The sequence below is a fragment of the Pseudomonas sp. MWU13-2100 genome (assembly GCF_023242365.1).
In the GTDB taxonomy this organism is placed as follows: domain Bacteria; phylum Pseudomonadota; class Gammaproteobacteria; order Pseudomonadales; family Pseudomonadaceae; genus Aquipseudomonas.
On record NZ_JALLIX010000002.1, the window covers coordinates 255587 to 270829 of the forward strand.

A 15243-nucleotide genomic window follows, 5' to 3' on the forward strand; every position below is an offset into this window, starting at 1 on the left:
TCGTGGGGTAAGTTGGAGCCATCTACAACGAGAGGGTCATCATGAACAACGTCATGGATCTTGAGCGCTTTCCACTCGACCGCGAAGGCAGCGCTGCGTGGAATGAACTGGTCGATAAGTGCCGTACTGAATTGAAGCACAACGGCATGTTCAACCTGGAGGGGTTCATCATGGCCGACGCGGTGCGCCAGGCGGCTGAGCGCATTCGACCGAGCATGAATCGTGAGTCCCATACCCACAGCCGCACCCACAACATCTACTTCAAACCCAAGATCGAGGGTTTGCCGGCGGATCACCCGGCACTGCGCCAGGTCGAGACGGTCAGCCATACCCTGTGCGCCGACCAGCTCAAGGACAGCCTGGTGAACGAGGTGTACGAGTACCCGCCGCTGCTGGCCTTCCTGGCCGCGGTGATGGAGAAGCCGCAATTGCACCTGATGGCCGACCCGCTGGCCCGCGTCAACGTGATGAGCTATCGCCACGGCGAGACCTTGAACTGGCACTTCGATCGCTCTGAATTCACCACCACACTGATGCTCCAGGCCCCTGAGGAAGGCGGAGAATTCCAATATCGCAGCGACTTGCGCAGCACGGATGATCCCAACTATGCCGGCGTCGCCGAGTTGCTCGAGGGGCGTGACCCGCTGGTGCAGACACTCAGGTTGCGCGCGGGCACGCTGAATGTATTCCGCGGCAAGAATACGGCCCATCGCGTCACCCCCGTGCGCGGTCCGCGCGAGCGCATGGTCGCGGTGTTCTCCTACTACGAAAAGCCCGGCGTGCTGTTCAGTGCCGAGGAACAACTGGGTTTCTATGGCCGAACAGCCTGATCCCCGGGCACCACTCAAATAAAAAGATCAGCCGACACCGCTTGCCCCTGCCGAACCTTTTCGAACTCTTTGGGGAAACACATGCACGCCATCACTCGCTCCACCCGCACCCTTTTTACCTGCTGCGCCCTGAGCGGCATGCTTTTCACCGGACTGGCCGCGGCCAAGGATTGGACTACCGTCAGGGTCGCCACCGAGGGGGCTTATGAACCCTGGAACAGCACCCTGCCGAACGGCGAAATTTCCGGTTTCGAACCTGAGTTGCTGAAGGACCTGTGCGCGAGAATCCAGCTTGAGTGCAAGCTTCAGGCCCAGGACTGGGACGGCATGATCGCCGGGATGAATGCCGGTAAGTTCGACATGCTGATGGACGCCATCGTCATCACGCCGGAGCGCCAGGCCATCGTCGACTTCTCGCAACCCTATGCGGCCACCCAAGGTGTGTTTGTCAGTGCAACGCCGGCGCTGATCTCGGCCACGCCGAGCACACAGACGCTCAGACTCAGCGGTGACCAAGTCCAGGATCAGGCCGCCATCGACAAACTCAAGGCGCTGGTCAAAGGCAAGACCATCGGCATCCAGTCGGGCACGGCCTACACCGACTTCGTGGAGAAAAACTTCAAAAGCGTGGCGACCATCCGGACCTACAAGAAGTCCGGTGAGCACATGATGGACCTGAACGCCGGTCGCATCGATTTCGCCTTTGACGACGTGACGTTCTTTTCGTCCGCGCTGCAAAATCCGGAAAACCAGGCGGTGCGGATGGTGGGGCCGAAGATTGGCGGGCCGATCTGGGGCCCCGGTGAAGCGCTGGCCTTCAGAAAGGCCGACGGGGACTTGAAGGCCCGGTTCAACCAGGCCTTGAGCGCGGCCTTGGCGGATGGGACGGTCAAGAAGCTCTCGGAAAAATGGTTCAAGGCCGATATCGCGCCCTAGCCTGCAAAGTGGCTGAGTGCCGCATCGATAAAGTTCCGAAGCTTGGCGGTGCGCTGACGATTTGCCGTGTAAAGCAAATGCATGGGTCGGTTCGGCGCATCGAAATCCGCCAACAATCGCACCAACTCGCCGCTTCGCAGCGCCGGTTCAAGAAAATCTTCGGCGCCAAGGACAATGCCAAACCCGTCAAGCGCTGCTGACAGCAGCGCCTTGCTCTCGTTGACCTGCAAACGGCTGGCGACTGGCGCCTTGTAAACGATGCCGTCTTTGCTGAATTGCCATTCGCGATCGGCCGGGCGCGACCAATACGCATACCCGAGACATTCATGATTCTCGAGATCAGCGGGTGTGCATGGCGTTCCGCGCTGCGCCAGATAGTCCGGTGCGGCACAGGCCAGCAGTCGATACGGCGCCAATGGCCGGGCGGTCAAACTCGAGTTGGCCAAGGGGCCGATCCGAAACGCCACTTCGTAGCCCTCCTCCACCAGATCGACGTAGCGGTCGGTCAAATGCAGATCGATTTCCACCCCAGGGTGGTGACGCAAAAAAATCGTCACAAATGGCATGAGGCTATAGGAACCGAAGGTCACCGGAGCCGTGACTTTCAGTTTGCCCCGAGGGGTGTCGCTCATGATCTGCGCCAGGGAGTCGGCAGCCTGGGCTTCGCTGACAATATGCTTGCAGCGCTCATAGTAGGCATTCCCCAGCTCGGTCAGGCTCTGCCGCCGGGTCGTGCGGTTCAGCAATCGCGCGCCCAACCTGTGTTCAAGCGCGGCGACATGCTTGGCCACCATCTGCGGCGAGATGCCCAAACGCTCCGCGGCACTGGCATAGGAGCCGGATTCCGCAGCCATCACAAAAGCGCTCATGCCCGTCAGGCGATCCAACATTCGACACTCCTGGTAACAAGACTAAGTCCTGAATGGCGATTTATCGTCCATTGATCGCCAATCATCATAGCGTCTTCCAACCAAGCAAAGGAGTAAGGACATGCGCATCGGCATTATTGGGGCAGGGTTTATCGGACGTGCAGTGGCGCAATTGCTGATAGCCGCGGGACACGAGGTGATGCTCAGTAACTCACGCGGCCCACAGACAATGAGCAGTGTGCTCAGTGATATTCCCGCCAGTCAGGTCGGCACCGTGGAGCAAGCCGCAGAATTTGGCGACGTGGTGCTCGTGGCCATCCCCCTGGCACATTACCGCAGCCTGCCGGCCCAGTGGCTGGAGGGCAAAATCGTCCTCGATGCCAACAACTACTACCCGCAACGAGACGGCCGGATTGCCGCGCTGGATCGCTTCGAGACCACCACCAGTCGCCTGCTCGCCGAACATCTGTCGCGGGCCAAGGTGGTCAAGGTTTTCAACGCCATCCTCGCCCAGGACCTGGGGCAAGACTCGCGCCCGAAAGGCGCGCCCGACCGCCGTGCGCTACCGATTGCCGCGGACGATCCGGTCGCCAAGGCCCTGGTGATCAATTTGTTGGACGACATGGGATTCGATACGGTGGATGCCGGTAGCCTCGATGAAAGCTGGCGATTCGAGCGGGCCAAACCCGCCTACTGCATCCCCTTGGATAAAGCGGGACTGACGGCTGCCTTGGCGGCAGCCCAACGGCAGATCGAGTTGCCCGAGGGATCGTGGCGCCGTCTCCAGCCCTGACGGCATGCCAGCCGGATCAGGGCAATAGCGCCCGGTGTTTCAAGGCCGCGCGCCCGCAGACTCCGATAGCCACTCATGCGCTCGGTACCAGGCCAGTGTATCGCGCAGCGTAAGTTCCAGCGGCCGGAAAACCAGGCCCAGTTCCCGCTGGCTCTTGAGCGGATTGAAATGACTGCGGCCGGCCTCCTTGAGCATCAAGCGCACGGTGGCAAAGCTGAGCAAAGCGGGTTTGTCACTCAAGCCCGCAATCAGCTCCTGTATACCCGCAATCAGATAGAGCAATGCCACGGGCAACTTGCGTCGAGGAGTGGGCACATCGGCAATCTGGCCGATCAAGGGAATCAGTTCAGCCATAGTCATGTGCCGGCCCGCGGCGAGATAGCGTTCGCCAGACCGCCCACGTTCGGCTGCCGCCAGCAAGGCCGAGGCAACGTCGCGGGCATCCACCAGCGAAAAGCTCCCCGGCACCAGCCCCGGTAACTTGCCGCGCACCGTATCCAGCAGCAGCTGCCCTGATGAAGTCGGTCCCCGGTCACCGGGGCCCCACATCCAACCGGGGAGCACAAACGTCGCGTTCATCGCCGAGTGAGACGCGCAGAAAGCACGCACGGCCTGATCGGCCAGGATCTTGCTGCGATAGTAATCATCGGCGCCGGCGGGATCACGCTCGTCGGTCTCGTCGATAATGGCTCCCGGTTCGCCATTCAGCACGGCGATGGAAGACGTCTGCACGAACCGCCGGATGCCGGCCTGGTAGGCCTGCTCGATCAACGCCGCCGTGCCGTCGATGTTGATGCGCTGCAAGGTTTGCCAATGGCGCCCGCCCTTGTAGTTGTCGCGGAAGAACGCGGCGGTATGGAACACCACCACACAGCCCTGCATCGTCGGGGCGAAGGCCGCCACATTATCCAGGTCACCGACCACCAGCCTGATGCCGGACAGATCGGGAAACTGTCGCCTGGCTTTTTCCAGTGAACGCACCAAGGCAACGACGCCATAGCCCCGCTCGATCAGCAGCCGAACCAGGTTGCTGCCGAGAAGTCCGGTGGCGCCGGTCACAAACGCGGTGTTCTGGGACATGATTAAAAGCTCGATTGATTTTTAGATATCAAATGATATCTAGAAATCATATCGATTGAATTTAAAAGCTCAAGTGATATTTTGACGCCCATGAACGCACAGACCCGCAAACGGCTCAGCCGTGAAGAAAGCCAGGCCCAGACCCGCGAACGCCTTGTCGAGGCGGCACGACGCTTGTTCGTGCAACGCGGCTTCGGTGGTACCTCGATTCGGGATATCGCCGACGAGGCCGGCTATTCGCAAGGGGGTTTCTATTCGAATTTCGCCAGCAAGGAAGCACTGTTACTGGAACTTCTGCACCAACATATGCAAGCCGAAGCCACGCAACTGAATGCCTTGATAGAGGCGGCGGAACACCTGGATGGCGATGTACTGGCGGGCCTGGAGGTCTGGTCGACGACCCTCGACCAGGATGCCGACTGGGCGATGTTGGCGGTGGAGCTGCAATTGCACGCCAATCGCAGCGCGGCCTTCGCCGAGGAATACCGGCAGGTGTGGGACGGTCATCGGCTAGCGCTGGGCGGACTGGTTGCCAGGGTGTTTGCCCGGTTGCGCAAGATCCCCCCGGTGGAGCCAGCAGCACTGGCGGCGGGCCTGATGGCACTTGCCCATGGCCAAGCGCTGCAGCAGGTGGTGTATGCGCCCCAGGCTCCGGGGCGGATGATCATGGTTTTCTTGAGGGGGGTCTTGGCCAGTAGCGCTGACGCTGAGTCGTCAGCCACCGCCGCGACGCCCGCTACTGCGCATTGACCTCGGCTTGCAGGGCTGCTTGCAACCATGCAGTGAAGCGGCGGGTCAGCGAGTTTTTTTCACTGTCGCGATGGATCAAGCAAACCCAGTTGGCGCCGGGAACACGCTGCTCGCACAAGGGTTGCAATAGCCCATTGGCTCGCGCATTCGCGGCCAACAGTTGACTGACCAAGGCAATCCCATTGCCCGCGCAGGCCGCATCGAGCAACAGGCCCGGGTCGGAAAAATTCAATCCGTTACTGCGCTGGCCGACATCCTCCCCGCCCTGCACTACCCAGTGACTCCAGTCCATTTCCCGCTCGCCATGCAAGGTGGTGCGCTGCTCGGCGGGCACCTCCAGCAGATCAGGATGACAAGCCGGATAGAGACGATCACTGAACAGCGCCTGATAGCTGCAATCGACCTGGGCGACGAGGTCGTCGCGAATCGCAAGGTCGATGGTTTCTGTCGCCATGTCCGGCGGCTCGAAGCTGGTGAACAGCCAAAGGTCCACATCGGGGTACTGCCGATGGAAATCCGCCAACCTGGGCAGCAACCAGTGCCGGGCGAACGCCGGGGTGGTATTGACCACCAACTGGTTGGGCTTGCGGTATTGCTCCAGGCGCCGGATGCCGACGGACAACTGCAGCAGCGTCGACTGGGTCGTGCTGTACAGGTCATCTCCGGCGTCGGTCAGACTGACACTGCGGCCACTGCGGAAAAACAACGGCTGCTCGAGATAGGTTTCCAGGTGACGGATCTGCTGGCTGATGGCGGACTGCGTCAGGTGCAACTCCTGCGCCGCCTTGTGAAAGCTGCCCAGGCGCGCCGCGGCTTCAAAGCCGCGAAGGGCGTTCAAAGGAGGCCAATGCTTCAGCATATTGATAAGCCTTACTAATCAGTTATCCGCTAAATCTATCGTTTGTTGCGCTATTTATGAAGTCATAGCATGAGCCTTGTTCCGCGACAGCGGTTTTCAGTCATAAATAATACTTAACTGAAAGGTGAGCAAGCATGCAATGCAATGGCATTCAGAGCAATGGTTGGTCGATGCCCGCGGAGTGGTCGCCCCATGCGGCAACCTGGATGGTCTGGCCCCACAACCAGCCCTTGTGGGAATCCGGCTGGGGCGTGACGCTCGCCCAGGTGCAAATCGACTTTGCCCGTGTCGCCAACGCCATTGCCCGTTTCGAGCCGGTGAAGATGCTGGTCGATCCTTCGGCGCGAGCCAGTGCCGCCGCCCTGTGCAACGCGAACATCGAACTCATCGAAATGGCGGTCAACGACAGTTGGTGCCGTGACTCCGGGCCAACGTTCATCTGCCATCCGCAGCAAGGAGTGGCCGGTGTCAGCTGGCGCTTCAATGCCTGGGGCGGCAAATCGGCCTTTGACCTGGACGAAGGCCTGGCCCGACGGGTGCTCAATCACCTCGGCCTGGAAGGCTTCAGCACGCCCCTGGGCAACGAAGGCGGTGCGATTCATGTCGACGGCGAAGGCACGCTGATCACCACCGAATCGGTGCTGCTCAACCCCAACCGCAACCCGGGCATGAGCAAGGCCGAAATGGAGGCGATCTTCAGTCGCCTGCTCGGCGTGAAGAAAACCATCTGGCTACCGGGCGACCCGGATCATGTGACCGGCGACATGACCGACGGCCATGTCGATGGCGTCTGCGCCTTCGCCCGCCCCGGCCTGCTGCTGGTGGATGCGACACACGAGCGCGGCTCCGTCTACGCCGAAGTGGTGCGGGAAAACCGTCGCGCCCTGGAGTTGGCCAGCGATGCCCAGGGACGACGCTTCGAACTGATCGACCTGTTCGAAGCCAGCGCCGCCGTGGACACCGAGGCTGAAGTGTTTTGCGCCTCCTACACCAATTTCTACATCGCCAACGGCGCGATCATCATGCCGGCCTACGGCATCGGCGCCGACCAGGCGGCGGCTGAAGTACTGGCAACGGCCTTCCCGGCGCGCGAAGTGGTACCGGTGCAAATCAACCAGTTGGCCCATGGCGGCGGTGGCGTGCATTGCATCACCCAGCAGCAGCCCGCCTGGCCGGTAAAGGAGTAACGCCATGAGTCTGCTGAAGATTGCCACCACCCAGATGCCCTGTACCTGGGACCTGGCGCACAACCTCGATCAGGCCGAACAGCTGGTGCGTGACGCCGCCACCCAGGGCGCGCAGGTGATCCTGCTGCAGGAGCTGTTCGCCACACCGTATTTCTGCATCGAGCAAGATCACAAACACCTGGCGCTGGCCGAGGAGTATCAGCACAGCCAGGTCCTCAAACGCTTTGCCGCGCTGGCCCGGGAACTGGGCGTGGTGCTGCCGCTGAGCTGGTTCGAGCAAGCCGGTAACGCATTTTTCAACTCGTTGAGCGTGGCCGATGCCGACGGACGCTTGCTCGGGGTCTATCGCAAGACCCATATCCCCAACGCCATCGGTTACCAGGAGAAGGAGTACTTCAGCCCCGGCGACACCGGCTTCCGGGTCTGGGACACCGCCTTCGGCCGCCTCGGGGTGGGAATCTGCTGGGACCAATGGTTCCCCGAGACCGCCCGTTGCCTGGCCCTGATGGGCGCTGAAGTATTGCTGTTTCCGACGGCCATCGGTTCGGAACCCGGCGCAGCGGCGCTGGACTCCCGTGATCACTGGCAGATGACCATGCGCGGCCATGCGGCGGCCAACCTCCTGCCGGTGGTGGCCGCCAACCGGGTCGGCCGGGAAGTGGCAACCACCGATCCGAGCCTGCGGATGGGCTTCTATGGCTCGTCCTTCATCTGCGACCACAAGGGCAAGCTCCTCGCCGAGGCCGACCGCGACAGCACTGGCGTATTCCTGCACAGCCTGGACCTGTGCGCTATGCGCGCCGAGCGACTGACCTGGGGCATCTACCGCGACCGCCGTCCGGAAATGTACGGACCGTTGTCAGGCCTGGATGGCTGTTCCATCAATGCTCATTGGAAAACCCAGGGGATTTGACATGAAGATGACCCGCAAGCAATGGCTTTGCACCTTGGGCTTGGCGCTGAGCGCCGTCCTGTCGTCGGTGCAGGCGCAAGAAAAGACCTTGAAGCTGTACAACTGGGCCGATTACTTCGCCGAGGACACCTTGGCCAGGTTCACCGCCGAAACCGGGATCAAGGTGATCTACGACATCATGGATGGCAGCGAGACCCTGGAAGCCAAGATGATGGCCGGCGGCAGCGGCTATGACCTGATCTTCCCGGGCGACACCGTGGGCGTGCGCCTGATGCGCGCCGGCAGCCTCCAGCCGCTGGACGCCTCGAAGCTCATCGCCCTGGATGATATCGAACCCGGCCTGCAGAAGTTGCGCCGCCAGTACGCCGACTCGAACAAGGCCACCGTACCCTACACCTGGGGCACCATCGGCCTGACCTACAACGCCGAGCAGATCAACAAGCGCCTGCCCGATGCGCCGGTGAAGAGCCTGGACCTGCTGTTCAAGCCGGAACTGGCGGCCAGGTTCGCCGACTGCGGGATCAGCCTGATCGACTCGCCGGATGAAGTGCTGGCGGTGGTGCTCAACTACCTCGGCCGTGATCCGCGCAGCGCCAAGCCACAGGACCTGGCCGCCGCCAGTGAACTCCTGCTCAAGCTACGGCCATACATCCGCAAGTTCCAATCGCAGCCGGTGACGGATCTGGTCAACGGCGACGTGTGCCTGTCGCTCGGTTACAGCGGGGATATGACCCAGGCGCAACGGGCCGCCGATGCCGCAGGCAGGAAAACCACGTTCCAGTACCACATCCCACGGGAAGGCACCACGGTGTGGATGGACACCATGGCGATCCCGGTCGACGCCGAGCATCCCGAGTACGCCTATGCCTTTATCAACTTCGTCATGCGCCCGGAGAACATGGCGGCGATCAGCAATTTCACCGGCTACCCGACCGCCAACGCCAAGGCCCGGCCCAGTGTCGATCCGCTGATGCGCAACAACCCGCAGATCTACCCGGACGAAGCCACCTTCGAGCGGCTGATTCCCGGCAAGGATATTTCCCAGGCCGACATGCGCGCCCGGATGCGCGCCTGGACCAAGTTCAAGACCGCCACCGTCAAGTGAGTGGGCACCCCGCCGCTCATCCGTTGATTTGAAACACGGGCGCTGCAAAGCGTAGTGCCTGATTACCGTATAACGATTGGATCGAGAGGACAGCAGATGCCAACACGTCGTGAATTGATCAAGCAGGTTTCAGTGGTCGCAGGCCTGGGTGTGATCGCCGCCATGGGCCTGGGCGTTGACGTCTCCCGGGCTTCGTCCAGCGTCAATCGCCGCTGGTTCATGCCCGATGAGCGAGGCAGGCAACGGCGTGCCTTCGTCGCCTTCGGTGCGCAGACAGCCATCTGGGAAGACTTCACCGCCGATGTACAAGCCGCCATAGGCCTGATTGCCCGCACCATCGCCCAGTACCAACCGGTCACGGTATTGTGCCGCGAGCACGAAAGAGGCTTGGCCGAAAAACACTGTGGCAGCCACAACACCACCTTCGTCATGACCGAATTGGACGATATCTGGATGCGCGATATCGGCGCCAACTTTGTCATCACCGAAACAGGCGAACTGGGCGCGGTGGACTTCAACTTCAATGGCTGGGGAAATAAGCAGCGACACGCCAACGATGCCCGAGTCGCGGCTCTGCTGGCGCAGGACAGCGGCGCGACCTATCTGCGTAGCTCGCTGGTGGGCGAAGGCGGCGGTATCGAGGTCGACGGTCACGGCACCGGCATCATGACCGAAAGCAGCTGGATCAACGCCAACCGCAACCCCGGCTGGAGCAAGGCCGAAGTCGAAGAAGAACTGAAAGCGCGCCTGGGACTGCGCAAGATCATCTGGCTGCCAGGCATCAAGGGCAAGGACATCACCGACGCCCATGTCGATTTCTATGCACGCTTTGTCAGCCCCGGCGTGGTGATTGCCAACCTCGACACCGATCCGCAGTCCTACGATCACCCGGTGACGCTGGCCCATCTGGATATTCTGAAGAAGGCCAGCGACGCCGAGGGTCGTCCATTACAGGTACATACGCTGTCGCCACCGTTGAACCCGCGTAACAGTCGATTCAGCAAAAACAATCCGGACTTTGCGGCGGGTTACATCAACTACTTTATTCTCAACGGAGCCATCATCGCCCCGCAGTTCGGCGACAAGCTGGCGGACGCCGCGGCCTTCGACCTGTTGTCCAGGCTGTACCCGAAACACAAGGTCATCCAGCTCAACATCGACGCGATCGCGGCGGGAGGTGGCGGCATTCACTGTGTCACCCATCAGCAGCCATAGATGCCGTGACGCCTACGGCGGGGCAACGTCAACCGGGCATGGGTTTGCGCATGAAGACACGGGCAAACCCATTTTCCGTCGCACGGATTGGGAGCGGAGACTTACCAGCAGCGGCGCCCTGCTGAAGCCGCCGTTGATCATCGCGTCAGGAAAGGCCCGATCAGCGTCGCGAACCACTCGATAAACATCCCGAGCCGACGCGAGCGCTGGCGCCGATCAGGATACAACACCGAAACCGCCATGGGTGTCGCGCGGTACGCGGGCATGACTTCAACCAGCACCTCGACGGCCAACAGATGCTGGACATCGAACAACGGTACCTGAATCAGTCCCAGTCCGGCACAGCAGCTGGCGATGTAGTTTTCAGCGTTGTTCACAACAATCTGACTGGGCAGCGACCGGGACTGTTCGACGCCGTCGAGGACGTATTCCCAAGGTAACTCCTGGCCGCCGATGGTGGGCGCATAACCGACACACAGATGCCCGTCCTCTAAATCATCGGGATGCTCCGGAACGCCAAATTCCGCCAGATAGCCCGGGCTCGCACAGTTGACCAGTACCACCTGCCCCAATGGTTTTACCACCAGGCTGCTGCTCTGCGGCGTACCGAAACGAATCACGCAATCGACCCCCTCCTCTATCGGATTGATGGCCCGATCAGTGGAGCCCAAACAGAGCTGAAGGCCCGGGTAGCGACCCAGCAGATCGGGCAACGCCGGGATGATCAGACGTCGAGCGATGCGACTCGGCGCATTGACATTCAACCGCCCAACGACGTGCTGCTGATGGGTTTGGAAGAGTTGGTCGATATCATCGATATCCAGCAACACCTGGCGCGCACGTGCCAGCAACTGGCTGCCGTCGGCGGTCAGGCAGACCTTGCGCGTGGTGCGATGCAGCAAGCGCGTGCCGACGTCCGCCTCCAGTTTCTGCACGGCCGCGGACACGGTAGCCCGTGGCAGCTTCAACACCCGCGCAGCCTGGATGAAACTGCCAAGCTCGGCTACCTGAAGGAAGACCCGGTACTGTTCGATTCTGTCCATGTGCCCGTCAATGCTTGAGGGTTGCGTTGGCGTGCCGGGCACGATAGCGCCTGACCACGCGGCTTTCGATGGCGCACACCAGCAGCATCACCGCAGTGGTCAGCCAGCTCATCAGCAGCAGGTCCGTGGCATAGGCGACAGGCACCAGCGCCAGCAAAAACAACAGCCCGGCGAGATGGGACTTGGGCAGCACTCGATACACCACACGCTTGTACAAAATGCTGCCGAACAGGTAGATCATCGGACCGGCCACCAAGGTCATGGCATCAGCCGTCGACAGGTGCCGCTCGGGATGCAGCATCACCAGATCGTTGCCCACCGCCGTGGTGATGATGCCCGCTACCAGAATGGCGTGAATATAGTGGAAGTAGGCCCCGAGGCGGCCCGGATCGTCGGCGTTGGTGATACGCAGGGTGGCGTCCTTGCCAGCGGTACCGAAGTACAACCACCACATCGCCAGGGTACCGAGGAACGTCGCCAGCAGGCCCAGTAGAATGGGCATGCCCCACTGCTCGGTTTCGCCCAGGACCGCGCCGCTGGCCAGCAGGGTTTCGCCCAGGGCGACAATGACGAACAACTGGCAGCGCTCGGCCAGATGACCGCCCTCGATGGTCCAGTCACTCGTCCGCGAACGTCCCAGGCCGGGGAAAGCGAAACCGAACATCGGCGAGATGTACTCGCACAACACGGCAAGCAGCCACAAGCCAATACGCAGCGGCCCCTCCACACAGGCACCAGCCACCCAGAACAGCGCGGCCACCCCCACCCAGCCGAGCATGCGTCTGAAATTGGGCGCCAGGGGATGCTCGCGTGGCAGTTGCAGCACGATAAACCCCGTGCGCCCGACCTGTATCGACACATAGGCCAGGGCAAAGACCAATCCGCGCTCGCCAAAGGCTTCGGGAATGCTCGCGGCCATCAGCAGGGCCGGGATCATCAGGGCAAAGATCAGCCCCCGCATCAACGGCGTCTCCGGATCGAACCAGTTGGTGACCCAGCCGGTGTACTGCCAGCCCAGCCATACGGCAAACCACAGGACCAGGGTCTGCATCACCCCAACCAAGGTCAGATGATGGAGCAGGCCGTGACTGAGCTGCGTCACGGCGAACACATACACCAGGTCGAACATCAGCTCTTCGAAGGTTACCCGCGCATGATGGCCGTCGCGCTGGCGAAGCAAAGGATGATGCGCGTGCTGGTTTACGCTCATGTCAAACCCCGTGGCCTGGTGGTGTCGGGAAAAAGTGTCAACGCAGCCTGCCGGGGTTGCAATGTTTTTATCGGCTCACTTGGTGGTGTAGCCGCCGTTGATCAGGATCGTCTGGCCGGTGACCCACCAGCCGTCGCTGACCAGATTGCGAATGAACGGCACCACGTCTCCGATATCGGTCAACCCGGTGCGGGAGAATGGCGACAGGGCCGCCGCAGTTTTATGGTAGTTGACCGCGTCCTGCCCTTCAGCCGGGTAGAAAAACGGCGTGTCCATGGGCCCCGGGCCCACCGCCGTAACCGAAATGCCGCGCGCGCCCAACTCTTTCGCCGCAGCCCGAGTAAAGTGCTCGACGGGGGCCTTGCCGCCGGCATAGGCCGCATAGAAAGGCGTGAACGCGCCTAGCAGCGAGGTGACGATGGAGCAGATCTTGCCGTTGTCGTTGAGCTGTTTGCCCGCCTCCTTGATAAAGAAGAACGCGGACTTGGCATTGACCGCCATCATTTCGTCGTACTCGGCCTCACTGATGTCAGCCATCGGCTTTTTCAAGACTTTGCCGACGGTGTTGATCGCAATGTCCGGCCGTCCAACGGCCGCCACCGCGTCCTTGAAAAGCTTTTCCACCGCGCCGGCCGTGGTCAGATCAGCCTGCAACGCCACGGCCTCGGCGCCCAGCGCCTTGATCGCCGCCACGGTGGCCTCGGCGTCAGGCTGGCTGGCGGCGCTGTTGTAATGCACCACCACGGCCTTGGCCCCCTGTTGCGCCAGGTCCCGAGCGATAAGCCCGCCCAGATTCTTGGCGCCCCCGGCGACAAGCACCACTTTACCTTTGATGGAATGGTCCGGCATGGCGTAGCTCCTGGCGAATGAAAGTACGCCACAGTCTAGAGAGGCATTGCACAAAGATAAGCCAGTGAATAGTGGATGGACTGTCCAGAGAGTGCGACTAATCATCAGTGCCGAACAGCAGCCACTTGAGAAAATCTCGGCAGGCGCTGAAAAAGCCATGACTCATCAGCCACTTCTATCGTGATTCATAACAAATACTTATTCTCGGAAAGAATCGACCAAATCTGGTCGGATTGCCCTACAAACCGCTCTATCTCAGGCAATACAGCCTATGGCATCAAAACTGAAACATTGGTAATTTGCGCCGCACGTGATTACCCCCAGAGTTCTAATAATGAAAAAAGTCATGCTCAAGACCACACTCAGCCTTGCCGTAACCCTGGCCTCCAGCCAACTTTTCGCCAGTGGTATTGCCATCAACGAACAAAGCATCAGCGGGATGGGGACCGGTTATGCCGGTCGCTCGTCTTCCGCCGAAGATGCCAGCACCCTTTACGGTAACCCGGCCGGCATGTCGCTGCTCAAGCGCGACCAGGTGACTGCCGGTGTCGCGGTGCTGGATGCCAAGACCGATATCAAGAACACCAGCGGCGGTCGCCCGGGCGGCACCAACGACGGTGATATGGTCCCGTTCACGTCCGTCCCCAATGCCTTCTTCGTCAAACAGCTGGGCAACGGCTGGGCAGTGGGTCTGGGCGCCTACGCGCCTTTCGGCCTGATCACCGATTATGAAAGTGGCTTTGCCGGCAGCAACTACGGCCAGAAGAGCGAAGTCAAGGTTGTCACCCTGCAACCGACTGTCAGCTACGCCATCAACGACGTGGTTTCCATCGGCTTCGGTCCGACCTTCAACCGTATCAACGGCGAGCTGAGCTCCACGTTGCCGATTGGTAACGGCTTTGTCGACGTCAAGGGCGACGACACGGCAGTGGGCTACAACGTCGGTGTGATTGTCCAACCGACCGATACCACCCGCCTGGGCCTGACCTACCACTCCAAGGTCAGCTACTCGCTGGACGGCCACACCAGCGTCACCGGCCTCACCGGTTTCGGTATTCCCAACGCCCGCTACAAGACCTCCCTGGATATCACCACACCAGAGAACGTGGACTTCTCGCTCACCCAGAAACTGGATGATCAGTGGACCGTCTATGGCGGTGCCACCTGGACCCGCTGGAGCCGCCTGCAAAACATCACCATCAACAACCAGGGTGTGACCGGCCCGCTCGCCGGTCAGCTGACCAGCAGCACCGAGCCCCAGAACTGGCATGACACCTGGGCCTCGGCCATTGGCGTGTCCTACCGGGTCAACAAGGAATGGGTCCTGCGCAGCGGCTTGTCGTTCGACCAGGCACCGACCAACAACACCGACCGTTCCGTGCGTATCCCGACGGGTGATCGCCGTGTCATCAGCTTCGGTGCCGGCTACAGCCCGACCGACGACCTGACCATCGACCTCGCCGTCTCCTACCTCAAGGAAGAAGACGTCAACGTCAACCTGAACAACCCGCAAAAAGGCTCCTACAGCGCTCAGTACTCAAACAGCGCCTGGGGCTATGGCCTGGGCTTTACGTACAAGTTCTGATACAGCGCGAGCCTGCAGC

At 61.1% G+C, this 15243-nt stretch carries 15 protein-coding genes; 9 read left to right on the forward strand and 6 right to left on the reverse strand.

Going from position 1 to position 15243, the window contains the following annotated elements; translation table 11 throughout:
- The first annotated feature begins 41 nt into the window (after positions 1-41).
- Together M5B99_RS02745 and M5B99_RS02750 are read left to right on the forward strand one after the other, a co-directional pair.
- Positions 42-830 (forward strand): 2OG-Fe(II) oxygenase, encoded by a 789-nt coding sequence (locus M5B99_RS02745; protein ID WP_248802531.1) that lies wholly within the window; start codon positions 42-44, stop codon positions 828-830.
- A gap of 81 nt (positions 831-911) precedes the next feature.
- Positions 912-1766, forward strand: coding sequence for a transporter substrate-binding domain-containing protein (locus M5B99_RS02750; protein WP_248802532.1), 855 nt, complete (start codon positions 912-914; stop codon positions 1764-1766).
- Here M5B99_RS02750 and M5B99_RS02755 read toward each other — a convergent pair.
- A complete protein-coding gene (locus M5B99_RS02755) occupies positions 1763-2656 on the reverse strand; it encodes a LysR family transcriptional regulator (RefSeq protein ID WP_248802533.1) in 894 nt (297 codons plus the stop codon). The genes M5B99_RS02750 and M5B99_RS02755 overlap by 4 nt on opposite strands.
- A gap of 100 nt (positions 2657-2756) precedes the next feature.
- On the opposite strand from M5B99_RS02755, the gene M5B99_RS02760 reads away from it, so the two are divergent.
- Entirely contained in the window at positions 2757-3428 is a 672-nt protein-coding gene (locus M5B99_RS02760; protein ID WP_248802534.1) for an NADPH-dependent F420 reductase, read from the forward strand.
- A 39-nt stretch (positions 3429-3467) separates the two neighbouring features.
- Here the strand turns inward: M5B99_RS02760 and M5B99_RS02765 are convergent, their stop codons facing one another.
- Positions 3468-4508, reverse strand: a complete 1041-nt coding sequence (locus tag M5B99_RS02765; RefSeq protein ID WP_248802535.1) for an SDR family oxidoreductase — start codon at positions 4506-4508, stop codon at positions 3468-3470.
- 90 nt (positions 4509-4598) lie between these two features.
- Between M5B99_RS02765 and M5B99_RS02770 the strand changes: the two genes are divergently transcribed.
- Positions 4599-5258, forward strand: a complete 660-nt coding sequence (locus M5B99_RS02770; protein WP_248802536.1) for a TetR/AcrR family transcriptional regulator — start codon at positions 4599-4601, stop codon at positions 5256-5258.
- On the opposite strand, the gene M5B99_RS02775 is transcribed toward M5B99_RS02770, so the two are convergent.
- Complete coding sequence (locus M5B99_RS02775) at positions 5245-6117, reverse strand: LysR substrate-binding domain-containing protein (protein ID WP_248802537.1); 873 nt, start codon at positions 6115-6117, stop codon at positions 5245-5247. The genes M5B99_RS02770 and M5B99_RS02775 overlap by 14 nt on opposite strands.
- Positions 6118-6251: 134 nt before the next feature.
- Here M5B99_RS02775 and M5B99_RS02780 point away from each other — a divergent pair, with 134 nt between their 5' ends.
- The 4 genes from M5B99_RS02780 (at position 6252) to M5B99_RS02795 (ending at position 10537) form a co-directional block, all read left to right on the forward strand.
- A complete protein-coding gene (locus tag M5B99_RS02780) occupies positions 6252-7304 on the forward strand; it encodes an agmatine/peptidylarginine deiminase (protein ID WP_248802538.1) in 1053 nt (350 codons plus the stop codon).
- 4 nt (positions 7305-7308) lie between these two features.
- Positions 7309-8217, forward strand: coding sequence for an N-carbamoylputrescine amidase (gene aguB / locus M5B99_RS02785; RefSeq protein ID WP_248802539.1), 909 nt, complete (start codon positions 7309-7311; stop codon positions 8215-8217).
- Position 8218: 1 nt separating this feature from the next.
- On the forward strand, positions 8219-9322 hold the full coding sequence (locus tag M5B99_RS02790; protein WP_248802540.1) for an extracellular solute-binding protein: 1104 nt from the start codon (positions 8219-8221) through the stop codon (positions 9320-9322).
- Positions 9323-9418: 96 nt separating this feature from the next.
- Positions 9419-10537, forward strand: coding sequence for an agmatine/peptidylarginine deiminase (locus tag M5B99_RS02795; protein ID WP_248802541.1), 1119 nt, complete (start codon positions 9419-9421; stop codon positions 10535-10537).
- Positions 10538-10674: 137 nt separating this feature from the next.
- Here the strand turns inward: M5B99_RS02795 and M5B99_RS02800 are convergent, their stop codons facing one another.
- The 3 genes from M5B99_RS02800 to M5B99_RS02810 all read right to left on the reverse strand — a co-directional run bounded on the left by M5B99_RS02800 (position 10675) and on the right by M5B99_RS02810 (position 13639).
- Positions 10675-11580, reverse strand: a complete 906-nt coding sequence (locus M5B99_RS02800; protein WP_248802542.1) for a LysR family transcriptional regulator — start codon at positions 11578-11580, stop codon at positions 10675-10677.
- Between the two features lie 7 nt (positions 11581-11587).
- Positions 11588-12790, reverse strand: a complete 1203-nt coding sequence (locus M5B99_RS02805) for a low temperature requirement protein A (protein WP_248802543.1) — start codon at positions 12788-12790, stop codon at positions 11588-11590.
- Positions 12791-12865: 75 nt separating this feature from the next.
- Positions 12866-13639: an SDR family oxidoreductase gene (locus tag M5B99_RS02810; protein WP_248802544.1), complete on the reverse strand. Its 774-nt coding sequence runs from the start codon at positions 13637-13639 to the stop codon at positions 12866-12868.
- Between the two features lie 334 nt (positions 13640-13973).
- Between M5B99_RS02810 and M5B99_RS02815 the strand changes: the two genes are divergently transcribed.
- Positions 13974-15224, forward strand: coding sequence for an OmpP1/FadL family transporter (locus M5B99_RS02815; protein ID WP_248802545.1), 1251 nt, complete (start codon positions 13974-13976; stop codon positions 15222-15224).
- Positions 15225-15243 lie beyond the last annotated feature (19 nt).

Excerpts from the sequence above, each read along its gene's own strand:
- M5B99_RS02745 (WP_248802531.1), top strand. The coding sequence starts at position 42 with ATGAACAACGTCATGGATCTTGAGCGCTTTCCACTCGACCGCGAAGGC.
- M5B99_RS02750 (WP_248802532.1), top strand. The coding sequence starts at position 912 with ATGCACGCCATCACTCGCTCCACCCGCACCCTTTTTACCTGCTGCGCC.
- M5B99_RS02755 (WP_248802533.1), bottom strand. The coding sequence starts at position 2,656 with ATGTTGGATCGCCTGACGGGCATGAGCGCTTTTGTGATGGCTGCGGAA.
- M5B99_RS02760 (WP_248802534.1), top strand. The coding sequence starts at position 2,757 with ATGCGCATCGGCATTATTGGGGCAGGGTTTATCGGACGTGCAGTGGCG.
- M5B99_RS02765 (WP_248802535.1), bottom strand. The coding sequence starts at position 4,508 with ATGTCCCAGAACACCGCGTTTGTGACCGGCGCCACCGGACTTCTCGGC.
- M5B99_RS02770 (WP_248802536.1), top strand. The coding sequence starts at position 4,599 with ATGAACGCACAGACCCGCAAACGGCTCAGCCGTGAAGAAAGCCAGGCC.
- M5B99_RS02775 (WP_248802537.1), bottom strand. The coding sequence starts at position 6,117 with ATGCTGAAGCATTGGCCTCCTTTGAACGCCCTTCGCGGCTTTGAAGCC.
- M5B99_RS02780 (WP_248802538.1), top strand. The coding sequence starts at position 6,252 with ATGCAATGCAATGGCATTCAGAGCAATGGTTGGTCGATGCCCGCGGAG.
- aguB (WP_248802539.1), top strand. The coding sequence starts at position 7,309 with ATGAGTCTGCTGAAGATTGCCACCACCCAGATGCCCTGTACCTGGGAC.
- M5B99_RS02790 (WP_248802540.1), top strand. The coding sequence starts at position 8,219 with ATGAAGATGACCCGCAAGCAATGGCTTTGCACCTTGGGCTTGGCGCTG.
- M5B99_RS02795 (WP_248802541.1), top strand. The coding sequence starts at position 9,419 with ATGCCAACACGTCGTGAATTGATCAAGCAGGTTTCAGTGGTCGCAGGC.
- M5B99_RS02800 (WP_248802542.1), bottom strand. The coding sequence starts at position 11,580 with ATGGACAGAATCGAACAGTACCGGGTCTTCCTTCAGGTAGCCGAGCTT.
- M5B99_RS02805 (WP_248802543.1), bottom strand. The coding sequence starts at position 12,790 with ATGAGCGTAAACCAGCACGCGCATCATCCTTTGCTTCGCCAGCGCGAC.
- M5B99_RS02810 (WP_248802544.1), bottom strand. The coding sequence starts at position 13,639 with ATGCCGGACCATTCCATCAAAGGTAAAGTGGTGCTTGTCGCCGGGGGC.
- M5B99_RS02815 (WP_248802545.1), top strand. The coding sequence starts at position 13,974 with ATGAAAAAAGTCATGCTCAAGACCACACTCAGCCTTGCCGTAACCCTG.